We start from the raw sequence: 21,254 nt of genomic DNA on the forward strand, positions 1-21,254 counted from the left end.
TTCACAATAAAACATTCAATTAATTCGATTGGATAAAAAACTGAGACTGTTTGTAGTAATCGTAATAGAATATTTTTCTAATATGAAATAAAATAAGCTCGAATATTGACACTGATTTTAAGTGACTTATTCGGGTTTATAATTTACATTACACGTAGGCTAACTGTTTAATCCCATCAGTAGTATTTTGATTGATTTTCAAATGAATAAATACTTGTTCCCCTACTGAAAATCCTTTACTAATATCTTGATGTATCACCCATTGCTCCTCTTCTTTAATTGTTACTGTGTAGTGAATTTCTTTACCTTGATATTGCACGCTTGTGACAATACCCTCTAGACCACCTTCATTTAACGAAATCTCAAGTTGCTCCGGACGCGCTGGAAAAATGCCTTTATTCTTTAATTCTGAGGTTACATCGGTATTTCCCCATTTTATTGTAGGATCATCTAATGGATAAAATGTATTCCCTTCCCACTTCCCTTGGATCAAGTTCGCTTTACCAACAAAGGAGGCTACAAATGTTGATGTTGGGTAGCTATAAATTTCTTTTGGTGTTCCTACTTGTTCAATCCTCCCCTTGTTCATGACAACGATTCTATCAGCCATTGCCAAAGCTTCACTTTGATCATGAGTCACATATACAATTGAAGCTTTTGTTAGTTGATGCAGCTGTTTTATTTCCTTTCGCATAGACATTCGTAACTCAGCATCTAAACTACTTAATGGTTCATCCATCAAAAGTAATGCGGGTTTTGGTGCAATAGCCCTCGCCAAGGCAACCCTTTGCTTTTGTCCACCTGAGAGTTCATTTGGCATCCGATCTCCTAAATGAAGCAAATCTACCATTTTTAATACCTCATCCACTCTCGAATCAATGTTTATTTTAAGATCTTCACTTAAGAACTGTTGATGCTTTAAAGGAAAACGAATGTGATCTTTTACATTCATATGAGGCCATAAAGCAAAAGATTGAAAAACCATTCCAATATTACGCTTTTCAGGGGGCAAGAAAAATTTCGTAGTTGCTAATTCCTGCTTATCTATTAATATTTCACCTGATGTTGGAGAATCAAATCCCGCTAATAATCGTAATAAGGTTGTTTTCCCACAACCAGAAGGACCCAAAATGGCAACAAACTCTCCCGAATTAATTTCTAGGTTAATATCATGTAGTGCCTTAAACGAACCAAACTTTTTCATTAAATTTCTAATTTGAGTACTCATTATGCAACACCTTTCGATTCCATCGTTTCTGTAAGAAATGGAGTATGAAGAAGGTTAACAAGATTAATAGAACAACAATACAAGAAAATGCTGTTGAGTAAGTCGAATAACCCGCTTGTTCAAAGTTAAAAATAACTAGACCTATAGTCTCGGTTCCACTAGACCATAACAATGATGAAACAGTGAGCTCAGTTAGTGCCGATAAAAAGACAAACAATGCACCACTTAAAACACCAGGGATGATGAGAGGAAGTAAAATTTGCTTCCATTTAAAATAACCATTCGAGCCACTCACTCTTGCGGCTTCTTCAATGGAAGGATCCACTTGCATAAACGCTGTCATGCTTCCCCGTATTTGTAAAACAAGAAAACGAGTGATATAAGCAATTAACAAAATAATAATGGATCCGTAGATACCGGGATTCCAACCTGGAATAGGTTCCATCCAAGCAAAAATCATAGCCAGAGCTAGCACCGTACCTGGTAATGCATAAGGAATCCCGATGATCAACTCTATACTCTTGTTTAAAAATGTAGGTTTTTTTGTTCTAACGTATGCGATACATGTACCTACTACAGCACAAAAACACGTAGTAATAAGTGCTAACTTGGTACTATTTATTAAAGAAGTGGTTGCTTTTTGATTTTCCAATAATACAAATTGATAATTTTTAAAACTTATGTTGTCTATAACAAACGGTAAACCATATGCTTTTATAAGAGAAGCTGTTAGCATAGAAACAAATGGAACCAATGTTGTCATAAGTAAGAAAGCCCATAAAAACACTTCTAGAGTTAAACGTTTTTTCTTATTTAAAAAATATCGTGGTTCTTTATCTTCAACTGTTGTTTCTATCGTTTTAGATTTTTTTAGTAGAATCCACTGTAGATAAGTACCTAGTAAAGCAATTAATCCTAAAATAACTGATAATGTTGCTGCCCGTTCAAATGAATTAGGTCCCATGCCAACAATTTGTTCATAAATATATGTACTAAGCACTCTAATATTTCCTGGAATACCAAGAAATGCAGGTATTCCAAAGTTATCAAGGCTTGCAATAAAAGCTAAAAATCCGCCACTAGCTATACCAGGTAATGCAAGTGGTAAAGTTATTTTCTTAAAAGATTGCCACTTACTAGAACCTGAAACCCTTGCTGCATATTCAAGATCACGAGGAATTTTCCTAAAAACCCCTACAGTTAATAAATAAACAAGTGGATAATTTGTTAACCCCATAACTAGAATAATTCCTAGTATGCTATACATATTTATTGGCTCAATTGATCCTGGAAATATAGATAGGAATTTTGCTAGAAAACCATTTTTACTCATAAATTGAGTCCATGCTAATGTTGTAATGTAAGAAGGTATAATAAAGGGTAAAAAGATGAATAATTGGATGATATTTTTATTTCTAATGTTGGTATAAGCAACGATCCAAGCTGTGAAGATTCCTAAAACAATAGCTATGAATGAAGAACCTAATACAATATAAACCGTATTTTTCACTGTCGTCCATGTTGTTTGATCTTGGAGGACCGACGTATAATTGCTTATTGTAAAGCCGTTATCAGAAGAGAGGCTTAAAAAGAATAGCCTAAATATAGGCATAACAAAAAAAATAACGATAAATAATAAACCGATTAAGAACCAATGTTTATTATTCACATGTATCCTGCTAAAAACACTTTGCCACATTCTTGATTTCTCTCCTTACATTTTATTGCCTAGTTTCGGCATTAAGGACAAATAAGGCTAGCTCATGAAATTGGAGCTTTGAGTAGCCTTATTTGTATTAAAACTTTTTATTGACCAAAAATTGATTCAAATTCTTTTTTATCTTCTTCTCTTGATTGATATAATTCATTGATATCAGCATCTAACACTTTCATATCTTCAATACTTTTTAACCCTTCAGGGGCTTCAATACCTTTACGAATTGGTGTATACCCTAACTCCGCAGCTAGATTTTGACCTTCTTCTGACAGAACAAAATCAACAAACGCCTTTGCTGCAGCTTCATTCTCAACATCTTTCATAATACCGATTGGTTCAGTAATAACTGGTACTCCTTCACTTGGATAAACAAGTTCAACTGGTGATCCTTCAGCAGCTGCACGTGCAACAATAAAATCCACAACCATTCCATATGATTTTTCTCCATCTGCTACTGCTTTAAGAACAGCACCATTTCCTTGTGTGATGGTTGTTTCATTAGCTTTTAAACTTTCATAAAAACCCCATCCAAACTCATCATTTCTTGTTAAAACACCAAGATTATAAGCTGCAGCCCCAGAGTAAAATGGACTTGGCATAATCGTTTGTCCCTTAGAGCTCTCCTCAGTTAACACATTCCATGAATCTGGCATTTCAGTTACGTTCGTAGTATTTACTACTAATGCTGTGGCCATTACCTTGGTACCTGCATACATCCCATCAGCATCAACTAAATTGGCAGGAATCTCACTTAATTCCTCTGACTTATATTCAAGTAACATATCTTCTTCTTTTAGGTCTTCAAATGTGACAGAATCAGCTACAAGCAATACATCAGCCTGAACATCCCCAGCTTCTTTCTCTGCCTTAATTTTACTAATCACTTCTTCGGTACCTGAACGATATGTTTGCACATTTACCTCTGGATATTTCTCTTTAAATGCATCTACCAGCTTCTGTGCATCTTCATCTGGTTGTGACGTATAAAAAGATAAATCTCCTTCAATCGCTGTTTCTGTTGTTTCCCCATTGCTTTCAGTATTATCACTGTTACTGCTACTTTCCTCACTTCCACAAGCTACAAGTGCAAGTGATAAGAGTGACATTAGAAATCCCGTTTTCAATTTTTTCATTGTTATTTTCCTCCTTATGAATGCTGTTTATATTTAAAACTTTTAAACCATCGTTCAATTTGTTCAATTTTTCTTTTTTCGTATGTTTTGATTGTTATAGGTGAAATAGTGACAAAACCTTGCTTTAATTTTCCATAGTCGTTTGTCTCTGGTGGATATGGTATCGATACTAGCTCATCTTTAAGCCAATAATAAACTTGTCCATGCGGATCATTTAATCCCACATAGCGATATCTTGATAATTCCATATCTAGAGGTACAATACTAACTCCTTCACATAGCTCTTTAGGAATATTCGGTAGATTTATGTTAAGAAAAACACCTTTAGGTATTTTATTTTGAAGAATAACTTCTACAACCTCATAAAATAAGCTTTTAACTTGTCCTGCTTTTATTGTTGTATCATGAAAAGCATCTAATGAGACAGCTATAGATGGGACTTGATACAATGAAGATTCCGCAGCACCAGCTATGGTTCCTGAATAGTAAAGGTCTCTTCCTAAATTTGGCCCCATATTAATGCCTGAAAAGACAAAATCTGGAGTATCTTTTAATAACACTTCTAACGCAAGCTTGACACAATCTGCCGTTGTTCCATTTACTGCCCAAGACCCTTTCGTGCCTGGGAAATTCCCTACTTTTTTTGCCTTTAATGGTTGTCTTAACGTAATAGAATGACTTATTGCACTCCGCTCCTGATCAGGACAGACAACATACACATCTCCAAAATGCTGAAGAACCTCAACCATTATTTCAACACCTGGTGCAAATACTCCATCATCATTTGTAACTAATATTTTCACTAGTAACCTCCTTAATCGAAAGGTTCAATTTATCTCTTAAAAACCTAACATTTTTATTTAAGTTAGAGAAACCTTCATTTTGATCAAAGCCTTCTAAGATTACAGGATGTTGATTCTCCATAATCATGTAAAGGAGAGTCTCCACCTGAACTCCTCCTGAACCCAAAGGTACGTGATACTTTGAATGTGTAACATCACTTACATGAATCTTATTAATGCGCTCTATTTGAGAATAATATTGAAGAATATCCTTTTCTAAAGGAACATGGGCAATATCAAATGTTACTTTTACTGTGGATGGTAGATCATTTATCAGCTCGTTTATTGATCTCGCATCTATAATGAACTCCTTTTTTTCATGCTCCATTTGTTCAATTGACATTTCAACTCCTATATTACTAGCAAATTGTGCCAAGCTAGAAAAGGAAGTAACAAGCTGATCATAATGCCATTGCGTCCATGACTCAGTTAGAGTTCTTTTTCCCGGATGAACAGTTACATTTAATGCTCCTATTTCCCTTGCTAAAAGCATTGATTTCTCAACTTCATTTATAGATTGCTGGCGAATTCCCTCATTAAGAGCACATAGATTTAAATCCCAACTCGCTGCATGGAATGTTAACTTTACGTTATATTTTTCTTTAGCTTCAATTATCTGATTAATCGGAGTCCGATGAAACCAAACTTGTTCAGCCCATACTTCTACTCCTTCAAAACCTAAATCGTTTGCGATTTCAATTACACGATCTACTGAGTGTTGCCAGCAAAGAGTTGATGATAATAATAAATTCAAAGCATCATCTCCTTCTTTAACCATGTGTCTACTAGGTTTTTATTGAAATGAATACTCCCGATTGGAAAAGGATTTCGGGAAGTTGGACCATGGAAATCACTACCTCCAGAAATATGTAAGTTATACTTTAAGGCTAAAGACTCAAGTTTATTAACTGTTTCCCATGAGTGTTTTGAATGATACACTTCAATTCCAGCTAGACCTGCTTTAACCAAGCTTTCAAAGTCGTAGGAATGCTTATATATTCCTGGATGAGCAAGAAATGACTTCCCACCTATTTGCTTAATTAGAGAAATAGCATCACTTGCTGAAAAGGGTGAACGTCTGATAAAGCCTGGTGATCCTTTTTTAAGCAAAGTGTCATACGCTTCACGTTGAGTTAAAAAATATCCTTTATCCACCAACTCGTCCGCAATATGAGTTCGTACAAGTACACCCTTGCCAACACGTTCTACACAAGAAGATAACTGTATCTTGTATCCAAGCGTATTTAATTTTTTAACGATTTTTTCTCCCCATTTCAACCGCTCTTCTTTTCTCCAATTAATATGTTCTTTAAACTTGTGATGATCAGGATCAAAACTATACCCTAGGATGTGAAGCTCTCCATCCTCACCATCCGTATTTAACTCTATTCCCGGCAATAATTTAATACCTAGTTCATTAGCATAATCCTTACCTTGAACATACCCTTCAATTGCATCATGATCTGTAATAGAAATAATTGATATTGACTTCCGCTTTGCATCATCAATTATTTCCTTTGGTGACCACTCTCCATCGGAATATACAGAATGAATATGTAAGTCCAAATTATACCTCCTCTCAAACTCTTATCTTAAGTTTAAGATTTCGATATTAAGCGACATTAAATTCACAATTAATATTTTGAAAATTTTCTGTAAAGATAAAGAAGATAATTCACAAATCATAATGATAAGAAATAGATGACAACCCAGTGATTATTATGTTTTGGTTTGTGAAATGGATGTAAAATGTAAATTTTTTGTTACAAATTAACAATTCGTTAATAAACAGCTTTGAATTTTAACTAGAATAGTATTTATAATCTATAACAGCAGGCAAATGAATGATTGTGTAAAAATGTGCCGTAACCTAACAAAAAAAGCCTGTTTTCACAGACTTTTTTATCAGCATATATGGTTTCTTAAAGCCAAAGAAATAGCTTAGTATAATTTATTTTAAGATTAAGACACATTTTTGTTCTTATCTGCTATTTTTGAGATTTTATCCGCGATTTTCGTTGCTTTATCCGCGATTCTGAGATTTTATCCGCGATTTTCGTTGCTTTATCCGCGATTCTGAGATTTTATCCGCGATTTTCGTTGCTTTATCCGCGATTGTACAATTCTCGGTACTATTCAACTTTACTACCGCTTACCATTTTCTAGACTATCCAAAAAGTAGATTCGTGTTTTATTTTTTCCCGTACTCCTCAAATTCATTGTCTGAAACAATCTAGTAGCAGTATCTGCAGAATCAAACTTTAAAAAATCTCTTAATTCCCTATTAGAAATCGTTGATTTGATTAAAAGTCGATAGTCTTTAACAGCCTTAACATGAGCATGTTTATTCTTTTCCCCACAATAAGGACAAAACCAATTCCCTTTAAGCCGATCCATCGGAAGGACACTACATTTTGGACAAAAAACACCTTTAAGAAGGTCACTTTCTTTTATGTCATATTTCTCTAAGATGGATGCGTCTCCTTCGGTATGTTTTTTTAGTAATAATTTAAATATCTTCCTTAAAGTCTTTTCTTCCAGTTTATTTGTGATCTTTGATTTTTCTAATTGAAGTATTTTATTAGGTAATTCTTCTTTGTGTATCACTGTGTGGTGAATATGATGATCTTCCGGAGAGGTGCTTATGATTGTGTAGGGATTACTGATCACGACTAATGACTGTATTGCTATATCTTCTAACTTGTTAATACGCAACCATTCTTTTAAGTTAGCTTTCTGACGATCAAGCTGCGTCAATGGATAGGCATAGGCAATTTCTTTCCCATCTTTTGTTTGAATGAGTTGTTTAAACTTAGGATCAAAATAAATGGTTCCGGAGAAATTCTTTATTTCGAGGATAATCGCCATTTTGTTGGTGAAAATTAATGTGTCCATTTGAAAGAAATGTTTGTCTGTTTTCAATCTTAGGTGGTGAAAAATAAAGTAGTTTTTCTCATCAAGGTAGCTGAGTGGGTAATCAACGGATTGTTCACCTTTATAACCGGCCATTCGTTTGTTGTAATCTTCGGTAATGAGTGGCAGAGTTGGATGGAAATTAGGTATCCGTGGAAGTAAAGCTTCTAATTGGAGAATAATACGGGGTTTTGTACGGGATTTTAAGATCATTTTCTCACTCCATATGTAGTTTTGATGTATATTATTCAGTGTTTTTCTAATTAATCCTGCTTGTCTCGGGTAAAAAATTTGTTTATCCGCGATTTGGAGGTTTTATTCGCTATTTCAAGAGTTTATCCGCGATTTTTGTTATTTTATCTGCGATTATCATAATATATCAGCGATTAGACAATTTCCTACAATTTTCGCACGCCGGTACGTTTTCCCAGCAAGAAATACAAAGTTTCGCCTCATACACCATCAAAAAAGAACTGCCGCACCCGCGGCAGTTCCCATCAACTTAAAATTATTTTTTTAAGTTATAGAAAGTTTTAATTCCATCGTATCTTGAAGCGTCTTGTAATTGATCTTCGATACGTAGTAATTGGTTGTATTTAGCAACACGGTCAGTACGTGATGGAGCACCAGTTTTGATTTGACCAGCGTTTGTTGCAACTGCGATGTCAGCAATTGTTGTATCTTCAGTTTCACCAGAACGGTGAGAGATAACTGCTGTGTAACCAGCGCGTTTAGCCATTTCGATTGCTTCGAACGTTTCAGTAAGTGTACCGATTTGGTTAACTTTGATAAGGATTGAGTTACCGATTCCTTTTTCGATACCTTCAGCAAGTTTTTTCGTGTTTGTAACGAATAAGTCGTCACCAACAAGTTGAACTTTACCGCCAAGGCGTTCAGTTAATAGTTTGTGACCTTCCCAGTCGTTTTCATCTAAACCGTCTTCAATTGAGATGATTGGGTATTTAGAAGCCATTTCTTCATACCAGTCAACCATTTCAGCAGAAGTTTTTACAACACCTTCTCCTGAAAGATGGTATTTACCGTCTTCTTTGTTGTAGAACTCAGAAGAAGCAGCATCCATAGCAAGCATTACTTGCTCACCTGGTTTGTAACCAGCTTTTTCGATTGCTTCGATAATTGTTTGAAGTGCTTCTTCGTTTGATCCTAAGTTAGGAGCGAATCCACCTTCATCACCTACAGCTGTGTTAAGACCTTTAGCAGAAAGAACTGATTTTAGGCTGTGGAAAATTTCCGCACCCATACGTAGTGCTTCACGGAAGTTTTCAGCACCTACAGGCATAACCATGAATTCTTGAATGTCAACGTTGTTATCAGCGTGCTCTCCACCGTTAACGATGTTCATCATTGGTACTGGAAGAGTTTTCGCGCTGAATCCGCCAAGGTATTGGTATAAAGGAACTTGTAGGTAATCTGCAGCAGCACGAGCAGCAGCCATAGATACACCAAGGATTGCGTTAGCACCTAATTTACCTTTGTTTTCAGAACCATCAAGCTCGATTAAAGCTTGGTCGATTGCGATTTGCTCAGTAACATCGAATCCAAGTAATTCTGGAGCGATTAATTCGTTTACGTTTTTAACAGCTTGAAGAACACCTTTTCCAAGGTAGCGTTCTTTGTCTCCGTCACGAAGTTCAACTGCTTCATATTCACCAGTTGAAGCACCACTTGGTACTAACGCGCGTCCCATAGCGCCTGATTCTGTGTGTACTTCTACTTCTACCGTTGGGTTACCACGAGAGTCTAATACTTCACGAGCATATACGTCTACAATGTATGGCATATTGTTTAATCTCCTTTTTTATAAAAAATTATTTTTAAAATTAGTTTGTCATATTTCCCTGGTTGTCCGGGAGATCCACCCTCTGCGGCCGACTTTGGGTGTTCCCTTGTCCGCAAGGTTGAATAATTACTTATTAAGTAAAGAGGTTCCAGTCATTTCAGCCGGTTTTTCAACATTTAGTAGATCTAGCATTGTTGGTGCTAGGTCACCTAAAATTCCATCTTCACGAAGCGTAACTCCCTCTTGTGTCACAATGACAGGTACTGGGTTCGTTGTATGAGCTGTCATTGGCTCACCTTCTAATGTTACGACTTCATCTGAGTTACCATGGTCTGCAGTGATGATCGCTTTACCGCCTTTTGCAACAATAGCGTCCACAATTTTCCCTAGGCACTCATCAACTGTTTCGATTGCCTTGATCGTAGGTTCAAGCATTCCAGAGTGCCCAACCATATCAGGGTTTGCGAAGTTTAAAAGGATAGCATCAAATTTGTCAGCTGCAATTTCGCCTAGTAACGCGTCCGTTACTTCGTAGGCGCTCATTTCAGGCTTGAGATCATAAGTTGCAACCTTCGGAGAATCAATTAAAATTCTTTCTTCGCCAGGAAACTTCTCTTCACGTCCGCCACTCATAAAGAATGTAACGTGAGGATATTTTTCCGTTTCAGCAATACGAAGTTGTGTTAGGTTGTTTTGAGATAATACTTCACCGAGTGTATTATCAAGGTTTGTTGGCTTGAATGCCACATATCCGTCAACCGTTTCACTAAAGTGTGTTAAGCACACAAAGTGTAGGTTTTTCGGGTGTTTTTCACCACGATCAAATGAACGGAAATCTTCATTTGTGAACGTGTTTGAAATTTGAATCGCACGGTCAGGGCGGAAATTATAGAAAATCACCGCATCATTGTCTTGAATCGTTGCAACAGGTGAACCGTCTTCTTTTGTCATAACAGAAGGAATCACGAACTCATCAAAGATTCCATTGTTATAAGAATCGGCAACAAGCTCATCTGGTGTGCTGTAAGTAGGGCCTTCACCGTATACCATAGCACGATAAGACTTTTCAACACGATCCCAACGCTTATCGCGGTCCATTGAGTAGTAACGTCCAGATAATGTCGCAATTTCCCCGACACCGTATTCTTTGATTTTTTCTTGAAGTTCATCCAAGTAAACTTTTGCCGTTTTTGGACCAACATCTCGACCATCTAAGAAGCCATGAATGTACACATTTTTTACGCCTTCATCTGCAGCTAGCTTTAAAAGGGCAAATAAATGATGAATATGGCTATGAACGCCACCGTCAGATAACAAACCGAATAAGTGAAGATTTTTACCTGTTTTCTTTACGTGATTAATAGCTTCAACAAACGTGTCGTTTTTTGCAAACTCACCTTCACGAATTGCTACGTTTACACGCGTCAAACTTTGGTACACAATACGACCTGCACCAATATTTAAGTGACCTACTTCAGAGTTCCCCATTTGACCTTCAGGAAGACCTACAGCCTCACCTGAAGCGATTAATTGAGCATGAGGATATTGATTCCAAAAGCGGTCAAAGTTAGGCTTTTTCGCTTGTGCAACAGCATTACCTTTCGTTTCTTGACGGCAAGCAAATCCGTCAAGAATAATTAGTGCAACTGGTGCTTTACTCATTTTTGCTACCCTCCAAAAGTTGAAGGAAAGATTGAGCTTCTAAGCTTGCTCCACCTACTAATGCACCATCAATATCTGATTGCGCCATATATTCTTTGATGTTAGCAGGCTTAACGCTACCGCCGTATTGAATACGAACTGCTTGTGCAACGTCAGAAGAAAATTGCTCTGCAATTACTTGACGAATGTGCGCACATACTTCATTTGCATCTTCAGCAGAAGATGATTTTCCTGTTCCAATTGCCCAGATTGGCTCATAAGCAACAACTGTTTGTTTGACTTGATCTTCTGATAAACCTTGTAAAGCTTTCTTTACTTGGTCTCCTACTAGATCATTTGTTTTTCCTGCTTCACGCTCTTCTAATGTTTCACCACAGCAAACGATTGGCGTTAAACCATGCTTAAATGCAGCTAAAGTCTTTTTGTTAACTGTTTCATCCGTTTCAGCGAACATTTCTCTTCGCTCAGAGTGTCCTAGAATGACATAGCTAACACCTAGATCTTTAAGGGCAACTGGGCTAATTTCGCCAGTGAAAGCTCCATTTTCTTCAAAGTGCATATTTTGTGCACCTACTTTTAGGTCACTGCCCTCAGTTGAAGCTACAAGGCTTTCTAAAAATAGAGCTGGAGCACAAACTACTGAGTCAACGTTTTCAGCAGAAGGCACTAGACTTTTTACTTCCTCTACGAAGCTTTTTGCTTCTGAAGAAACTTTGTTCATTTTCCAGTTACCTGCGATAATTGGTTTTCTCATTCTTTACACCGTCCTCTTTGAGTGCAATTTTTCAGCAAAATAGATGTCGCGACAAATCTACATTGCGAAGCATGCATTCGATTTTTATTTATCGTTTAATGCTACAACACCTGGAAGCTCTTTACCTTCCATGAATTCTAGAGAAGCTCCACCACCAGTAGAAATGTGGCTCATTTTATCAGCCAAATTGAACTTTTCTACAGCAGCAGCTGAATCTCCTCCTCCAATTACGGAATATGTATCATTTGCCTCAGCTAATGCTTCTGCAACTGCTTTTGTACCACCAGCAAATGCTTCTAATTCGAATACACCCATTGGTCCATTCCAGATAACAAGCTTAGAGTTTTTAATAACGTCAGCGTAGATTTCACGAGTTTTCGGACCTGCATCAAGACCTTCCCAATCACTTGGAATGCTGTCGATTGAAACGATTTGAGTATTTGCATCGTTTGAGAAATCATCTGCTACTACGACATCAACAGGCATGTAGAAGTTAACACCTTTTTCTTTCGCTTGATCAAGGTAAGACTTCGCTAAGTCAATTTTGTCTTCTTCTAGTAATGATTTACCTACATCATGGCCTAAAGCTTTAATGAATGTGTAAGCAAGTCCACCACCGATGATTAAGTTGTCAACTTTATTAAGCAAGTTATCAATTACACCAATTTTATCTTTAACCTTTGCTCCACCAATGATTGCAGTGAATGGACGCTCTGGATTTGATAAAGCTTTACCAAGAACTTCAAGCTCTTTTTCCATTAAGAAACCTGCTACTGCTGGAATGTGTTTTGCAATTCCTTCAGTTGAAGCATGTGCACGGTGTGCAGCTCCAAATGCATCATTTACATAAACATCAGCAAGTTCAGCAAAAGCTTTCGCTAATTCTGGATCGTTTTTCTCTTCACCAGGGTAGAAACGCACGTTTTCTAGTAAAAGAAGTCCGCCTTCTTCTAATTTCGCGATTTCAGCTTTTACAGACTCACCATAAGCTTCATCTGTTTTCACAACATTTTTACCAGAAAGCTCTTGTAGTTTTGCAGCTACTGCATTTAAGCGAAGCTCTTCTACTACTTCACCCTTTGGACGGCCTAAGTGACTTGCTAAAACAACTTTAGCTCCTTGCTCACTTAAATATTGAATTGTTGGTAAAGCCGCACGAATACGAGTTTCGTCTGTTACTTGTCCATCCTTCATCGGTACGTTGAAATCAACGCGACAAAAGACGACTTTTCCTTTTACATCAATGTCTTTAACTGACTTTTTGTTCATGGAAAGTCCTCCTCTAAACTTGTGTTTTGCCTCAAGCCTGTTTCAGAAGCGATTACTTTTTTAAAAATAATCACCCGAAATAACAATATCATATAAAAAGAGGAAAGGGGATACTCCCCTTTCCCCATTTGAGTATAGCTATAAAGTTTCGTCGTTAACTCTTAAGAATTAAAGACCTTTAGAAGCAAGGTAGTCAGCAAGATCAACTACGCGGTTAGAGTAACCACTTTCGTTGTCATACCAAGAGATTACTTTTACCATTTGACCTTCCATTACCATTGTTGATAATGCATCAATAGTAGAAGAGTTAGGGTTACCATTGTAGTCACCAGATACTAATGGCTCTTCGCTGTATCCAAGGATACCTTTTAAATCGCCTTCAGCAGCTTCTTTAAGAGCTGCGTTTACTTCGTCAACTGTTACTTCTTTATCTAATTCAGCAACTAAGTCAACTAAAGAAACGTTTGGAGTTGGAACACGCATAGCTCCACCGTTTAATTTACCTTTTAATTCAGGTAATACTAGAGAAACAGCTTTAGCAGCACCAGTTGAAGTTGGGATGATGTTTTCAGCTGCCGCACGAGCACGACGGTAGTCTTTGTGTGGTAAGTCTAAGATTTGTTGGTCATTTGTGTATGAGTGAACAGTTGTCATCATTCCACGTTTGATACCGAATTTATCGTTTAATACTTTAGCGAATGGCGCTAAGCAGTTAGTAGTACAAGAAGCGTTAGAGATTACATCGTGGCTAGCTGCATCGTATTTGTCTTCGTTAACACCCATAACGATTGTGATATCTTCATCGCTAGCTGGAGCAGAGATGATTACTTTTTTAGCTCCTGCTTCTAAGTGTTTCGCAGCGTCAGCACGTTTTGTGAAGAAACCAGTAGATTCAACAACGATTTCAACACCTTGAGTTCCCCAAGATAGTTTTGCTGGGTCACGCTCAGCAGTTACTTGGATTGTTTTACCGTCAACAACTAGGTTGTTACCGTCAACTGATACTTCAGCGTCTAATTTTCCGTGTACAGAATCATATTTTAAAAGATGAGCTAACATGTTAGCATCTGTTAAGTCGTTAACTGCTACAACGTCAACGTTAGGATTTTTTAAAGCTGCACGGAATACATTACGACCAATACGACCAAAACCATTAATACCGATTTTTACTGCCATGATAAATTTCCTCCTTTAATTTTGTTCAGGTTATGTACCTTGAACACTTACATTAAGTTTGTTTCACCTTAATTAACACTTAAAGAGTACCTAGTGTAGTTGTCTAGCTCCAGCGCCTAGCCCTGATGCACAGGACGTGCAAGGGCAGTCATGGCGATTAACGTCGCGTTTTTGACTGCCTCGAGGTCATAAGCCGCAAGTGAATAAAAGACAGAGAACGTCTTCCATTCACTTGCGTCTTATTTGCCCGAGGCTGAGCAAGGCGCTTGCGCTTTTCTTAAGAGAAACATATATAATCAGGGATATTTAGTCCCTTATTAACTCATTTGCTGCCCCTTCATCTGTGATAAGGACAGAGTCTAATCCTTGTTTCATATAGGCTTTTATTGCCTTTGCTTTTGATGCACCACCTGCTACCGCGATAACATTAGGTACTTCATCAATATCATCAAGCTGAATTCCCACGGTTTGAACTTTATGGACAATTTCTCCCTCTTGATCGAAATAGTAGCCGAATGCCTCTGCAACAGCATTTCCTTGCTCAATTTTAAGGAAATCTTTCTCCGGAGTTTTCCGGCGCTCCGCCATTGTTTTAGCGTCTCCTATTCCATGGATGACCATACTTGAGGATTTCAAAATCGCTAAAAGCTCTTTTATAGAGGGCTCCTCAATGATTGATTGATATGCTTCTTTACTTAGTTGATCTGGTACATGTAACAGACGGTAATTGCCGCTTGCACGCTCTGCCATTTTTGCACAGATTGTGTTTGCTTGATTTTCCACTGTTTCACCAAGCCCTCCACGTGCTGGGACGAATAACATTTCACGGTTTTTACTATCAGGTGTCATCATTTCTGCTACTGATGCGAGCGTTGTCCCACCAGTAACGGCGACGATATTTTTACCATTTAACCGTTCTTTTATACATGTAACACATGCTCTTCCCATTTCTTTTTTTACCCATGGAGATTGATCACTATCACCCGAAACAACGATGACCCTGTTTAATTGGAACTTCTCCTTTAATGTATTTTCCAAAGAAGATAATCCTAAAACATCTTTCATCATTTCTTCGAGATTAATAAGTAAAGAGGTGCCATCATTTGTTAACGTCATACCTGATGTATGAATCTCAATCAAATTCTGATCTTTTAAGAATTGAACTTCATTCCTAAGAATTCGTTCACTCAGGCCAAGACTAGTAGAGAGACTTCTGCGTCCAATCGGCTGCATTAATCGTATGTATTGAAGAATTTGATAGCGTTTTTGCATAACCGTTAACAGGTCAGGCAATAATTTTCTTTGTACTTCTATAAGTGAATTCATTTGCTATCCCTTTCTGAGTCGATATGGACCTTTTTCGTCCCGCTATGACTTATTATGTCCCACCCACTCAAAAAAAAATCTCCCTGCTACAATTTTTATTTTAACAGGGTAAATTTGCATATTCAAGAAATGTTTATCGACTTTTTAAAGTAAGCGGTTTCTTATGGAATTCTTATCCAAAATGCCATAAGATACAACCTCATTGTCTATTTCTACCACTGGAATCATGATTTGGAACTTTTCCAGCAGCACATCATCTTTGTAAATATCCACCACTTCATAGTGAAAATTAAATTCATTTTTTAATTCATGAATGAGTGTTAAGCCTTTTTCACATAATGAACAGTTCTCTTTTGAATAAAACGTGATTTTCTTCATCTATTGCTGCTCCAATTCGATATTGTTATTAATACTGTTTTCTTATAGCTGATGTAGGAATATTTAGTTGCTCTCTATATTTTGTTACGGTTCTTCTGGAAATACCAATATCATACAAGGTTTTTAACTCATTAGCTATTTTTTGATCTGAAAGAGGCTTATTCTTATTCTCTGAATCTATTAATTTTTTCAGCTTCATTTTAACTGATGCTGAGGAGATCTCGCCATTATCTTCTGCTAACTTATTCGTAAAAAAGGTTTTCATCATCACTAAGCCATGTGGTGTTTGAATGAACTTATCCTTCACGGTTCGACTAACTGTTGATTCATGAATATTTAAAAGATCAGCAACTTCCTTTAATGTTAAAGGTCTTAAATGACTTTTCCCATGAATAAAAAACTCTTGCTGCTTTTGAATAATTACTTTCATTACATTAATCATCGTTTCTTTTCGCTGCTCGATCGCTCTTTGCAACCATTTTCCTTGTGTTAGTTTTTTAGAATAATAGCTTTGTGCTTCTTCATCCAATGAAAAAGGGCCACTACATTCAATCGGCTTGCTTATGAGCAACTGTGGAATTAATTCATCATTATAAAGAATCCGCCAATCTCCATTTATCAGCTTAATTGTCATATCGGGCTTAACATATGTGCAGTCATCTGACTCATACTTTAAGCCTGGACGCGGTTCTAACTGCCTAACAAGATCATGTATCTCTTGTATTTCACTAATCTTCACATCCAATTTTTTCGATAATTCCTTCCATGACTTTTCAGCAAATGAACGAAAGTGCTCAGAGATGATGGTTTCAGCTAGTTCATTACGAGCAGGAAGACGTCTTAACTGCAGTAAAATACATTCTTGTAGTGAACGGGCACCAATACCTGCAGGCTCAAGGCTTTGTAAGAAATATAGTTTACTTTCTAGTAGTTCCTCACTAACACCCAAAATACTAGCCAAATCTGTAAGGGAGTCCTTTACATATCCATTTGAGTCAATTGCCTGTATTAACAGTTCAAGACAAGCCCGGTCATTTTTATTCAAAGAAAAATCAATTAGCTGTTGACGTAGATGCTCACGTAAACTTGTTTTCTCTCTTAAAGTATTCTCTATAAAGGATTGTTTTGTAGAAGATGATGGTTTCTGACGAAATGGAGAATGATCATTTTCTCTTACTTCAATAAGTGGATTTTCCATTGTAAGTTCTTGCACATATGAAAGAAGATCATCTGAGGAATATTGCAATAACGAAATGGCTTGCTGCAATTCTTGCGTCATATTCAGTTTTAATGTTTGTTGTTGCACTAACTCTATTCTCATTAAAAATCCCCCTAACACATTCTACACTATGCCTTCTTGAGTAAGCGCTTACAGTTTATTTTACTAATATTCTAGTCTCTATGACAAGTACTTTTATGAAACTGGATAGAAAAACGATTCCTCAAAGCATATTGTTGGTCTTTACATAGTATGTCGGGATCATAAAAACATACGTTATTTTGTCAGGTTTGGCGCTTCAGATAAAAACTCCAAACCTGACAACTTCTAGCGATCTATAATTGGAAAAGCGATTATTCTAACGAACTCTTGATGATATTCTCATAGTAGTGAATACCTTTATTGGATACCTCAGCATTTACCACGTGCCCAAGGTTTGTACGCTGTATTAAACCTTCATCATACATCTCTTCACATATTTGCTCAAAGTCTTCTGAAGATAAGCTACACTCTTCGGCAGTAGGAATATTACCGTTTAATAGAGAAGATAAAATGGCTGCTTTTCCGTTAATTACATATAGGTCATCGTACATACTCACACCTCCTCGACTACATTATCAGTCAGTGGTGGAAACGATATACATGCTTGTAAAAATTTAAAGTGTATAGTTGGCATACAGTAAGAAGCCTCCTGAAATATCATATTCAGGAGGCTTCTTTCATGTGACGCGCTCGAAGGGATTCGAACCCCCGACAGACGTGGTACCGGAAACCACCGCTCTATCCAACTGAGCTACGAGCGCACATTATTATATCAGTATGGAAAATTATACGGGAACTTCAAAACAATTTCAACTGCCTTTTTCTGTGATTGTTTCCAACTGAATGAAGAAAAATCAATTTTCAAAATACTGTTCTAATTTTATACAATTTAGGTATAATTTAGGATGTAGTAAAAAAGGAGGAGAAAATTCATGACTTTTTACACAATTTTATTACTTATCCATCTTGTTGCGGCTGTTGTTGGGCTTGGGGCTACATTTGGAATGCCAGTATTAATGAGTAATGTAAAAACTGTATCACAAGCTCAGTTTGCTCATAAGGTTTCTAAAGGCATTGAAAAGTTCGCAAAAGTGGGAAGCATCACATTATTACTTACAGGTATTATTATGGCTATTATCAATCCTTACCTTTTTAAAGAAGTTTGGTACATTGCTTCCCTTGTTATTTACGTAGCTGTTCAACCAATCACAGCAGGAATTCTCCCCAAAAAAGAAAAACTGCAATTAAAATCACTTGAAAGCCACGAAGGTGAAGAGTTACCAGAAGAGTATAAAAAGCTGGCAAAACAGGTGATCCCGTTTAATAATGTTTTACATGCATCTGCGGTTATTCTAATTGTTTTAATGACTGTAAAACCATTTTAATGTGATTTCTATGATCGGGCAGGCTTTTTGGTCTGCCTTTTTCATGTTCTCTGTTCATTTTCTCTTTTAGGAGATATTTTAAGTAGTTAAAAAAGTATTCTCACAGTTTGAAAATAAGCAAATGTGGGAAACATGATTACATGTTATGGTTATCGCATACATAGTATAGTATAGACACCACTGATGGCACTTTAAAAATTCATCGTAAAGCATCGGTCTTTTCGTTTGACCTTTATTGACCATAGTTGTATGATGGAGATACATAAGATTTACCTTTGAAACATGTTTATGTTTACTGTTCTAAAAGATTACATATTAAACTTTTACCTTTTAGAACAACGAATCTTTCTTAAAATAAAGGAGGAATATGAAATGAATTTAATCCCTACAGTTATTGAACAAACAAACCGTGGTGAGCGTGCTTATGACATTTACTCCCGTCTTTTAAAGGACCGTATCATTATGCTTGGAAGCGGCATCGACGATAATGTTGCAAACTCAATTGTATCACAGCTACTGTTTTTAGAAGCTGAAGATCCAGAGAAAGATATCTCAATTTACATCAACAGCCCTGGTGGATCCATCACAGCAGGTATGGCAATCTACGATACAATGCAATTCATTAAACCACAAGTATCAACGATTTGTATTGGTATGGCTGCTTCAATGGGTGCATTCTTACTTGCAGCTGGTGAAAAAGGTAAACGTTATGCTCTTCCAAACAGTGAAGTGATGATTCACCAACCACTTGGTGGCGCACAAGGTCAAGCAACGGAAATCGAAATTGCTGCAAAACGTATCTTATTCTTACGGGACAAATTAAACAGAATTCTTTCTGATCGTACAGGTCAAGATCTAGAAGTTATCGAACGCGATACAGAGCGTGACAACTTCATGACTGCTGATCGTGCGTTAGAATATGGTTTAATTGACAAGGTGTTAGATCGTAATACGTTAAGTAAATAAGATTAGATGAAGTAGGTCCCAATCCGATTTGATAGTGATTGGGGCTTTTTTGTTTTAGATTGAGGGCTTTAGATTGAGGGCATATAAGCACTGAGTCACGGAGGTAGGAGATGGAGCTTATGTCTTATGTGATCAGTCGCTCTTTTTTGTAATTGAGTCACATCTTCTCTATCCTGGTTTAGTCTTGTCCTGATTCTCGTACTATCGAGACATAAGTGCTCTTTCCTACCCTTGGTTTGTCCCGATTGTCACACTATTGAGACACAAGTGCTCTTTCCTCACCTTTGTTTGTCCCGATTCTCGCACTATCGAGACACATCTTTTCTTCCCTGTCCGATTTGTGTCCCGATTCTCGCACTATCGAGACACATCTTCTCTTCCCTTTCCTATTTGTGTCCCGATTCTCGCACTATCGAGACACATCTTCTCTTCCCTGCCCGATTTGTGTCCCGATTCCCGCACTATCGAGACATATCTTCTCTTCCCTTTCCTATTTGTGTCCCGATTCCTGCACTATCGAGACACATCTTCTTTTCCCTGCCCGATTTGTGTCCCGATTCCCTCACTATCGAGACACATCTTCTTTTCCCTGCCCGATTTGTGTCCCGATTCTCGCACTATCGAGACATATCTTCTCTTCCCTTTCCTATTTGTGTCCCGATTCCCGCACTATCGAGACACATCTTCTCTTCCCTATCCTATTTGTGTCCCGATTTCTCGCACTATCAGACACAAGTACTCTTTCCTCACCTACTTGTGTCCCAATTCCCGCACTATCGAGACACATCTTCTCTTCCCTATCCTATGTTTGTCCCGATTCCCGCACTATCCAGACACATCTTCTCTTCCCTATCCTATTTGTGTCCCGATTCTCGCACTATCGAGATACAAGTGGCTCTTTCCTCACCTTTGTTTGTCCAGATTCCCGCACTATCGAGACACAATTCCTATTTCCTCCCCTATTTGTGTCCCGATTCCCGCACTATCAAGACACATCCTCTCTTCCCTCTCCCATGTGTGTCCCGATTCCCTCACTATCGAGACACATCCTCCCTTTCCTCCCCTATGGTTGTCCCAATTCTCACACTATCGGACAGAACTCCCACCATTTCCCCCAAAAACATAAAAAAAGCAGACATTATAATCAATGCCTGCTTCTTCTTATGAATTATCCTTCTTGCTGCACAAACTTCGCTAAAGCTTCAACAGCCTCTTGCTCGTCGTTCCCCTCTGCAATTAAATTAATAACTGCTCCAGTGCTAACTGCTAAGCTCATGAGTCCCATAATACTTTTTGCGTTTACTTTTTTGCCGTCTTTTTCTAAAAACACATCAGATGCAAAACGATTTGCTTCTTGAACAAATAATGCAGCTGGACGTGCTTGTAAACCTGTTTTAAGATTTACTTCTACTTGCTTTTCAACCATAGTAATCTCCTCTTCTC

19 protein-coding genes and 1 tRNA gene are annotated in these 21,254 nt (G+C 37.4%); 2 read left to right on the top strand and 18 right to left on the bottom strand.

Annotated elements, in window-relative coordinates:
- Positions 1-148: 148 nt before the first annotated feature.
- From D9842_RS16760 to D9842_RS16840, 17 genes are all read right to left on the bottom strand, one after another.
- On the bottom strand, positions 149-1,228 hold the full coding sequence (locus D9842_RS16760; protein WP_121663481.1) for an ABC transporter ATP-binding protein: 1,080 nt from the start codon (positions 1,226-1,228) through the stop codon (positions 149-151).
- Positions 1,212-2,897, bottom strand: coding sequence for an ABC transporter permease (locus D9842_RS16765; RefSeq protein WP_251395623.1), 1,686 nt, complete (start codon positions 2,895-2,897; stop codon positions 1,212-1,214). The genes D9842_RS16760 and D9842_RS16765 overlap by 17 nt, the downstream gene beginning before the upstream one ends.
- A 137-nt stretch (positions 2,898-3,034) precedes the next feature.
- Complete coding sequence (locus D9842_RS16770) at positions 3,035-4,078, bottom strand: ABC transporter substrate-binding protein (RefSeq protein WP_121663483.1); 1,044 nt, start codon at positions 4,076-4,078, stop codon at positions 3,035-3,037.
- Positions 4,079-4,092: 14 nt separating this feature from the next.
- Positions 4,093-4,881 (bottom strand): 5'/3'-nucleotidase SurE, encoded by a 789-nt coding sequence (gene surE / locus D9842_RS16775; protein WP_121663484.1) that lies wholly within the window; start codon positions 4,879-4,881, stop codon positions 4,093-4,095.
- Positions 4,859-5,674: a sugar phosphate isomerase/epimerase family protein gene (locus tag D9842_RS16780; RefSeq protein ID WP_162987466.1), complete on the bottom strand. Its 816-nt coding sequence runs from the start codon at positions 5,672-5,674 to the stop codon at positions 4,859-4,861. Before D9842_RS16780 ends, surE begins: the two co-directional genes overlap by 23 nt.
- Positions 5,671-6,486, bottom strand: a complete 816-nt coding sequence (locus tag D9842_RS16785) for a PHP domain-containing protein (protein ID WP_121663486.1) — start codon at positions 6,484-6,486, stop codon at positions 5,671-5,673. The genes D9842_RS16780 and D9842_RS16785 overlap by 4 nt, the downstream gene beginning before the upstream one ends.
- Before the next feature lie 579 nt (positions 6,487-7,065).
- The gene (locus tag D9842_RS16790) at positions 7,066-8,046 is read right to left on the bottom strand and encodes a nuclease-related domain-containing protein (RefSeq protein ID WP_121663487.1); all 981 of its coding nucleotides are present in this window, start codon (positions 8,044-8,046) and stop codon (positions 7,066-7,068) included.
- A 295-nt stretch (positions 8,047-8,341) separates the two neighbouring features.
- Positions 8,342-9,634: a phosphopyruvate hydratase gene (gene eno, locus D9842_RS16795; RefSeq protein WP_121663488.1), complete on the bottom strand. Its 1,293-nt coding sequence runs from the start codon at positions 9,632-9,634 to the stop codon at positions 8,342-8,344.
- 126 nt (positions 9,635-9,760) lie between these two features.
- Positions 9,761-11,296 (bottom strand): 2,3-bisphosphoglycerate-independent phosphoglycerate mutase, encoded by a 1,536-nt coding sequence (gene gpmI / locus D9842_RS16800; RefSeq protein WP_121663489.1) that lies wholly within the window; start codon positions 11,294-11,296, stop codon positions 9,761-9,763.
- Positions 11,289-12,050 (bottom strand): triose-phosphate isomerase, encoded by a 762-nt coding sequence (gene tpiA / locus D9842_RS16805; protein WP_121663490.1) that lies wholly within the window; start codon positions 12,048-12,050, stop codon positions 11,289-11,291. Before tpiA ends, gpmI begins: the two co-directional genes overlap by 8 nt.
- Positions 12,051-12,134: 84 nt before the next feature.
- Positions 12,135-13,319: a phosphoglycerate kinase gene (locus D9842_RS16810; protein ID WP_121663491.1), complete on the bottom strand. Its 1,185-nt coding sequence runs from the start codon at positions 13,317-13,319 to the stop codon at positions 12,135-12,137.
- Positions 13,320-13,487: 168 nt separating this feature from the next.
- Entirely contained in the window at positions 13,488-14,495 is a 1,008-nt protein-coding gene (gap, locus tag D9842_RS16815; RefSeq protein ID WP_121663492.1) for a type I glyceraldehyde-3-phosphate dehydrogenase, read from the bottom strand.
- A gap of 306 nt (positions 14,496-14,801) precedes the next feature.
- Complete coding sequence (locus D9842_RS16820) at positions 14,802-15,821, bottom strand: sugar-binding transcriptional regulator (RefSeq protein WP_121663493.1); 1,020 nt, start codon at positions 15,819-15,821, stop codon at positions 14,802-14,804.
- A 144-nt stretch (positions 15,822-15,965) separates the two neighbouring features.
- Positions 15,966-16,199 (bottom strand): glutaredoxin family protein, encoded by a 234-nt coding sequence (locus tag D9842_RS16825; RefSeq protein WP_121663494.1) that lies wholly within the window; start codon positions 16,197-16,199, stop codon positions 15,966-15,968.
- 28 nt (positions 16,200-16,227) lie between these two features.
- Positions 16,228-17,520 (bottom strand): RNA polymerase factor sigma-54, encoded by a 1,293-nt coding sequence (gene rpoN, locus D9842_RS16830; RefSeq protein ID WP_121663495.1) that lies wholly within the window; start codon positions 17,518-17,520, stop codon positions 16,228-16,230.
- Positions 17,521-17,771: 251 nt separating this feature from the next.
- Complete coding sequence (locus tag D9842_RS16835) at positions 17,772-18,011, bottom strand: hypothetical protein (protein ID WP_121663496.1); 240 nt, start codon at positions 18,009-18,011, stop codon at positions 17,772-17,774.
- Between the two features lie 134 nt (positions 18,012-18,145).
- Positions 18,146-18,221, bottom strand: a tRNA-Arg gene (locus tag D9842_RS16840).
- 171 nt (positions 18,222-18,392) lie between these two features.
- Between D9842_RS16840 and D9842_RS16845 the strand changes: the two genes are divergently transcribed.
- Both D9842_RS16845 and clpP read left to right on the top strand, forming a co-directional pair.
- Positions 18,393-18,845: a DUF2269 family protein gene (locus D9842_RS16845; protein WP_121663497.1), complete on the top strand. Its 453-nt coding sequence runs from the start codon at positions 18,393-18,395 to the stop codon at positions 18,843-18,845.
- Between the two features lie 372 nt (positions 18,846-19,217).
- Positions 19,218-19,811, top strand: a complete 594-nt coding sequence (gene clpP / locus D9842_RS16850; protein ID WP_098797860.1) for an ATP-dependent Clp endopeptidase proteolytic subunit ClpP — start codon at positions 19,218-19,220, stop codon at positions 19,809-19,811.
- 1,168 nt (positions 19,812-20,979) lie between these two features.
- Here clpP and D9842_RS16855 read toward each other — a convergent pair.
- On the bottom strand, positions 20,980-21,237 hold the full coding sequence (locus D9842_RS16855) for an HPr family phosphocarrier protein (protein ID WP_098797861.1): 258 nt from the start codon (positions 21,235-21,237) through the stop codon (positions 20,980-20,982).
- Positions 21,238-21,254 lie beyond the last annotated feature (17 nt).

The sequence above is a fragment of the Metabacillus litoralis genome (assembly GCF_003667825.1).
Taxonomy (GTDB): domain Bacteria; phylum Bacillota; class Bacilli; order Bacillales; family Bacillaceae; genus Metabacillus; species Metabacillus litoralis_B.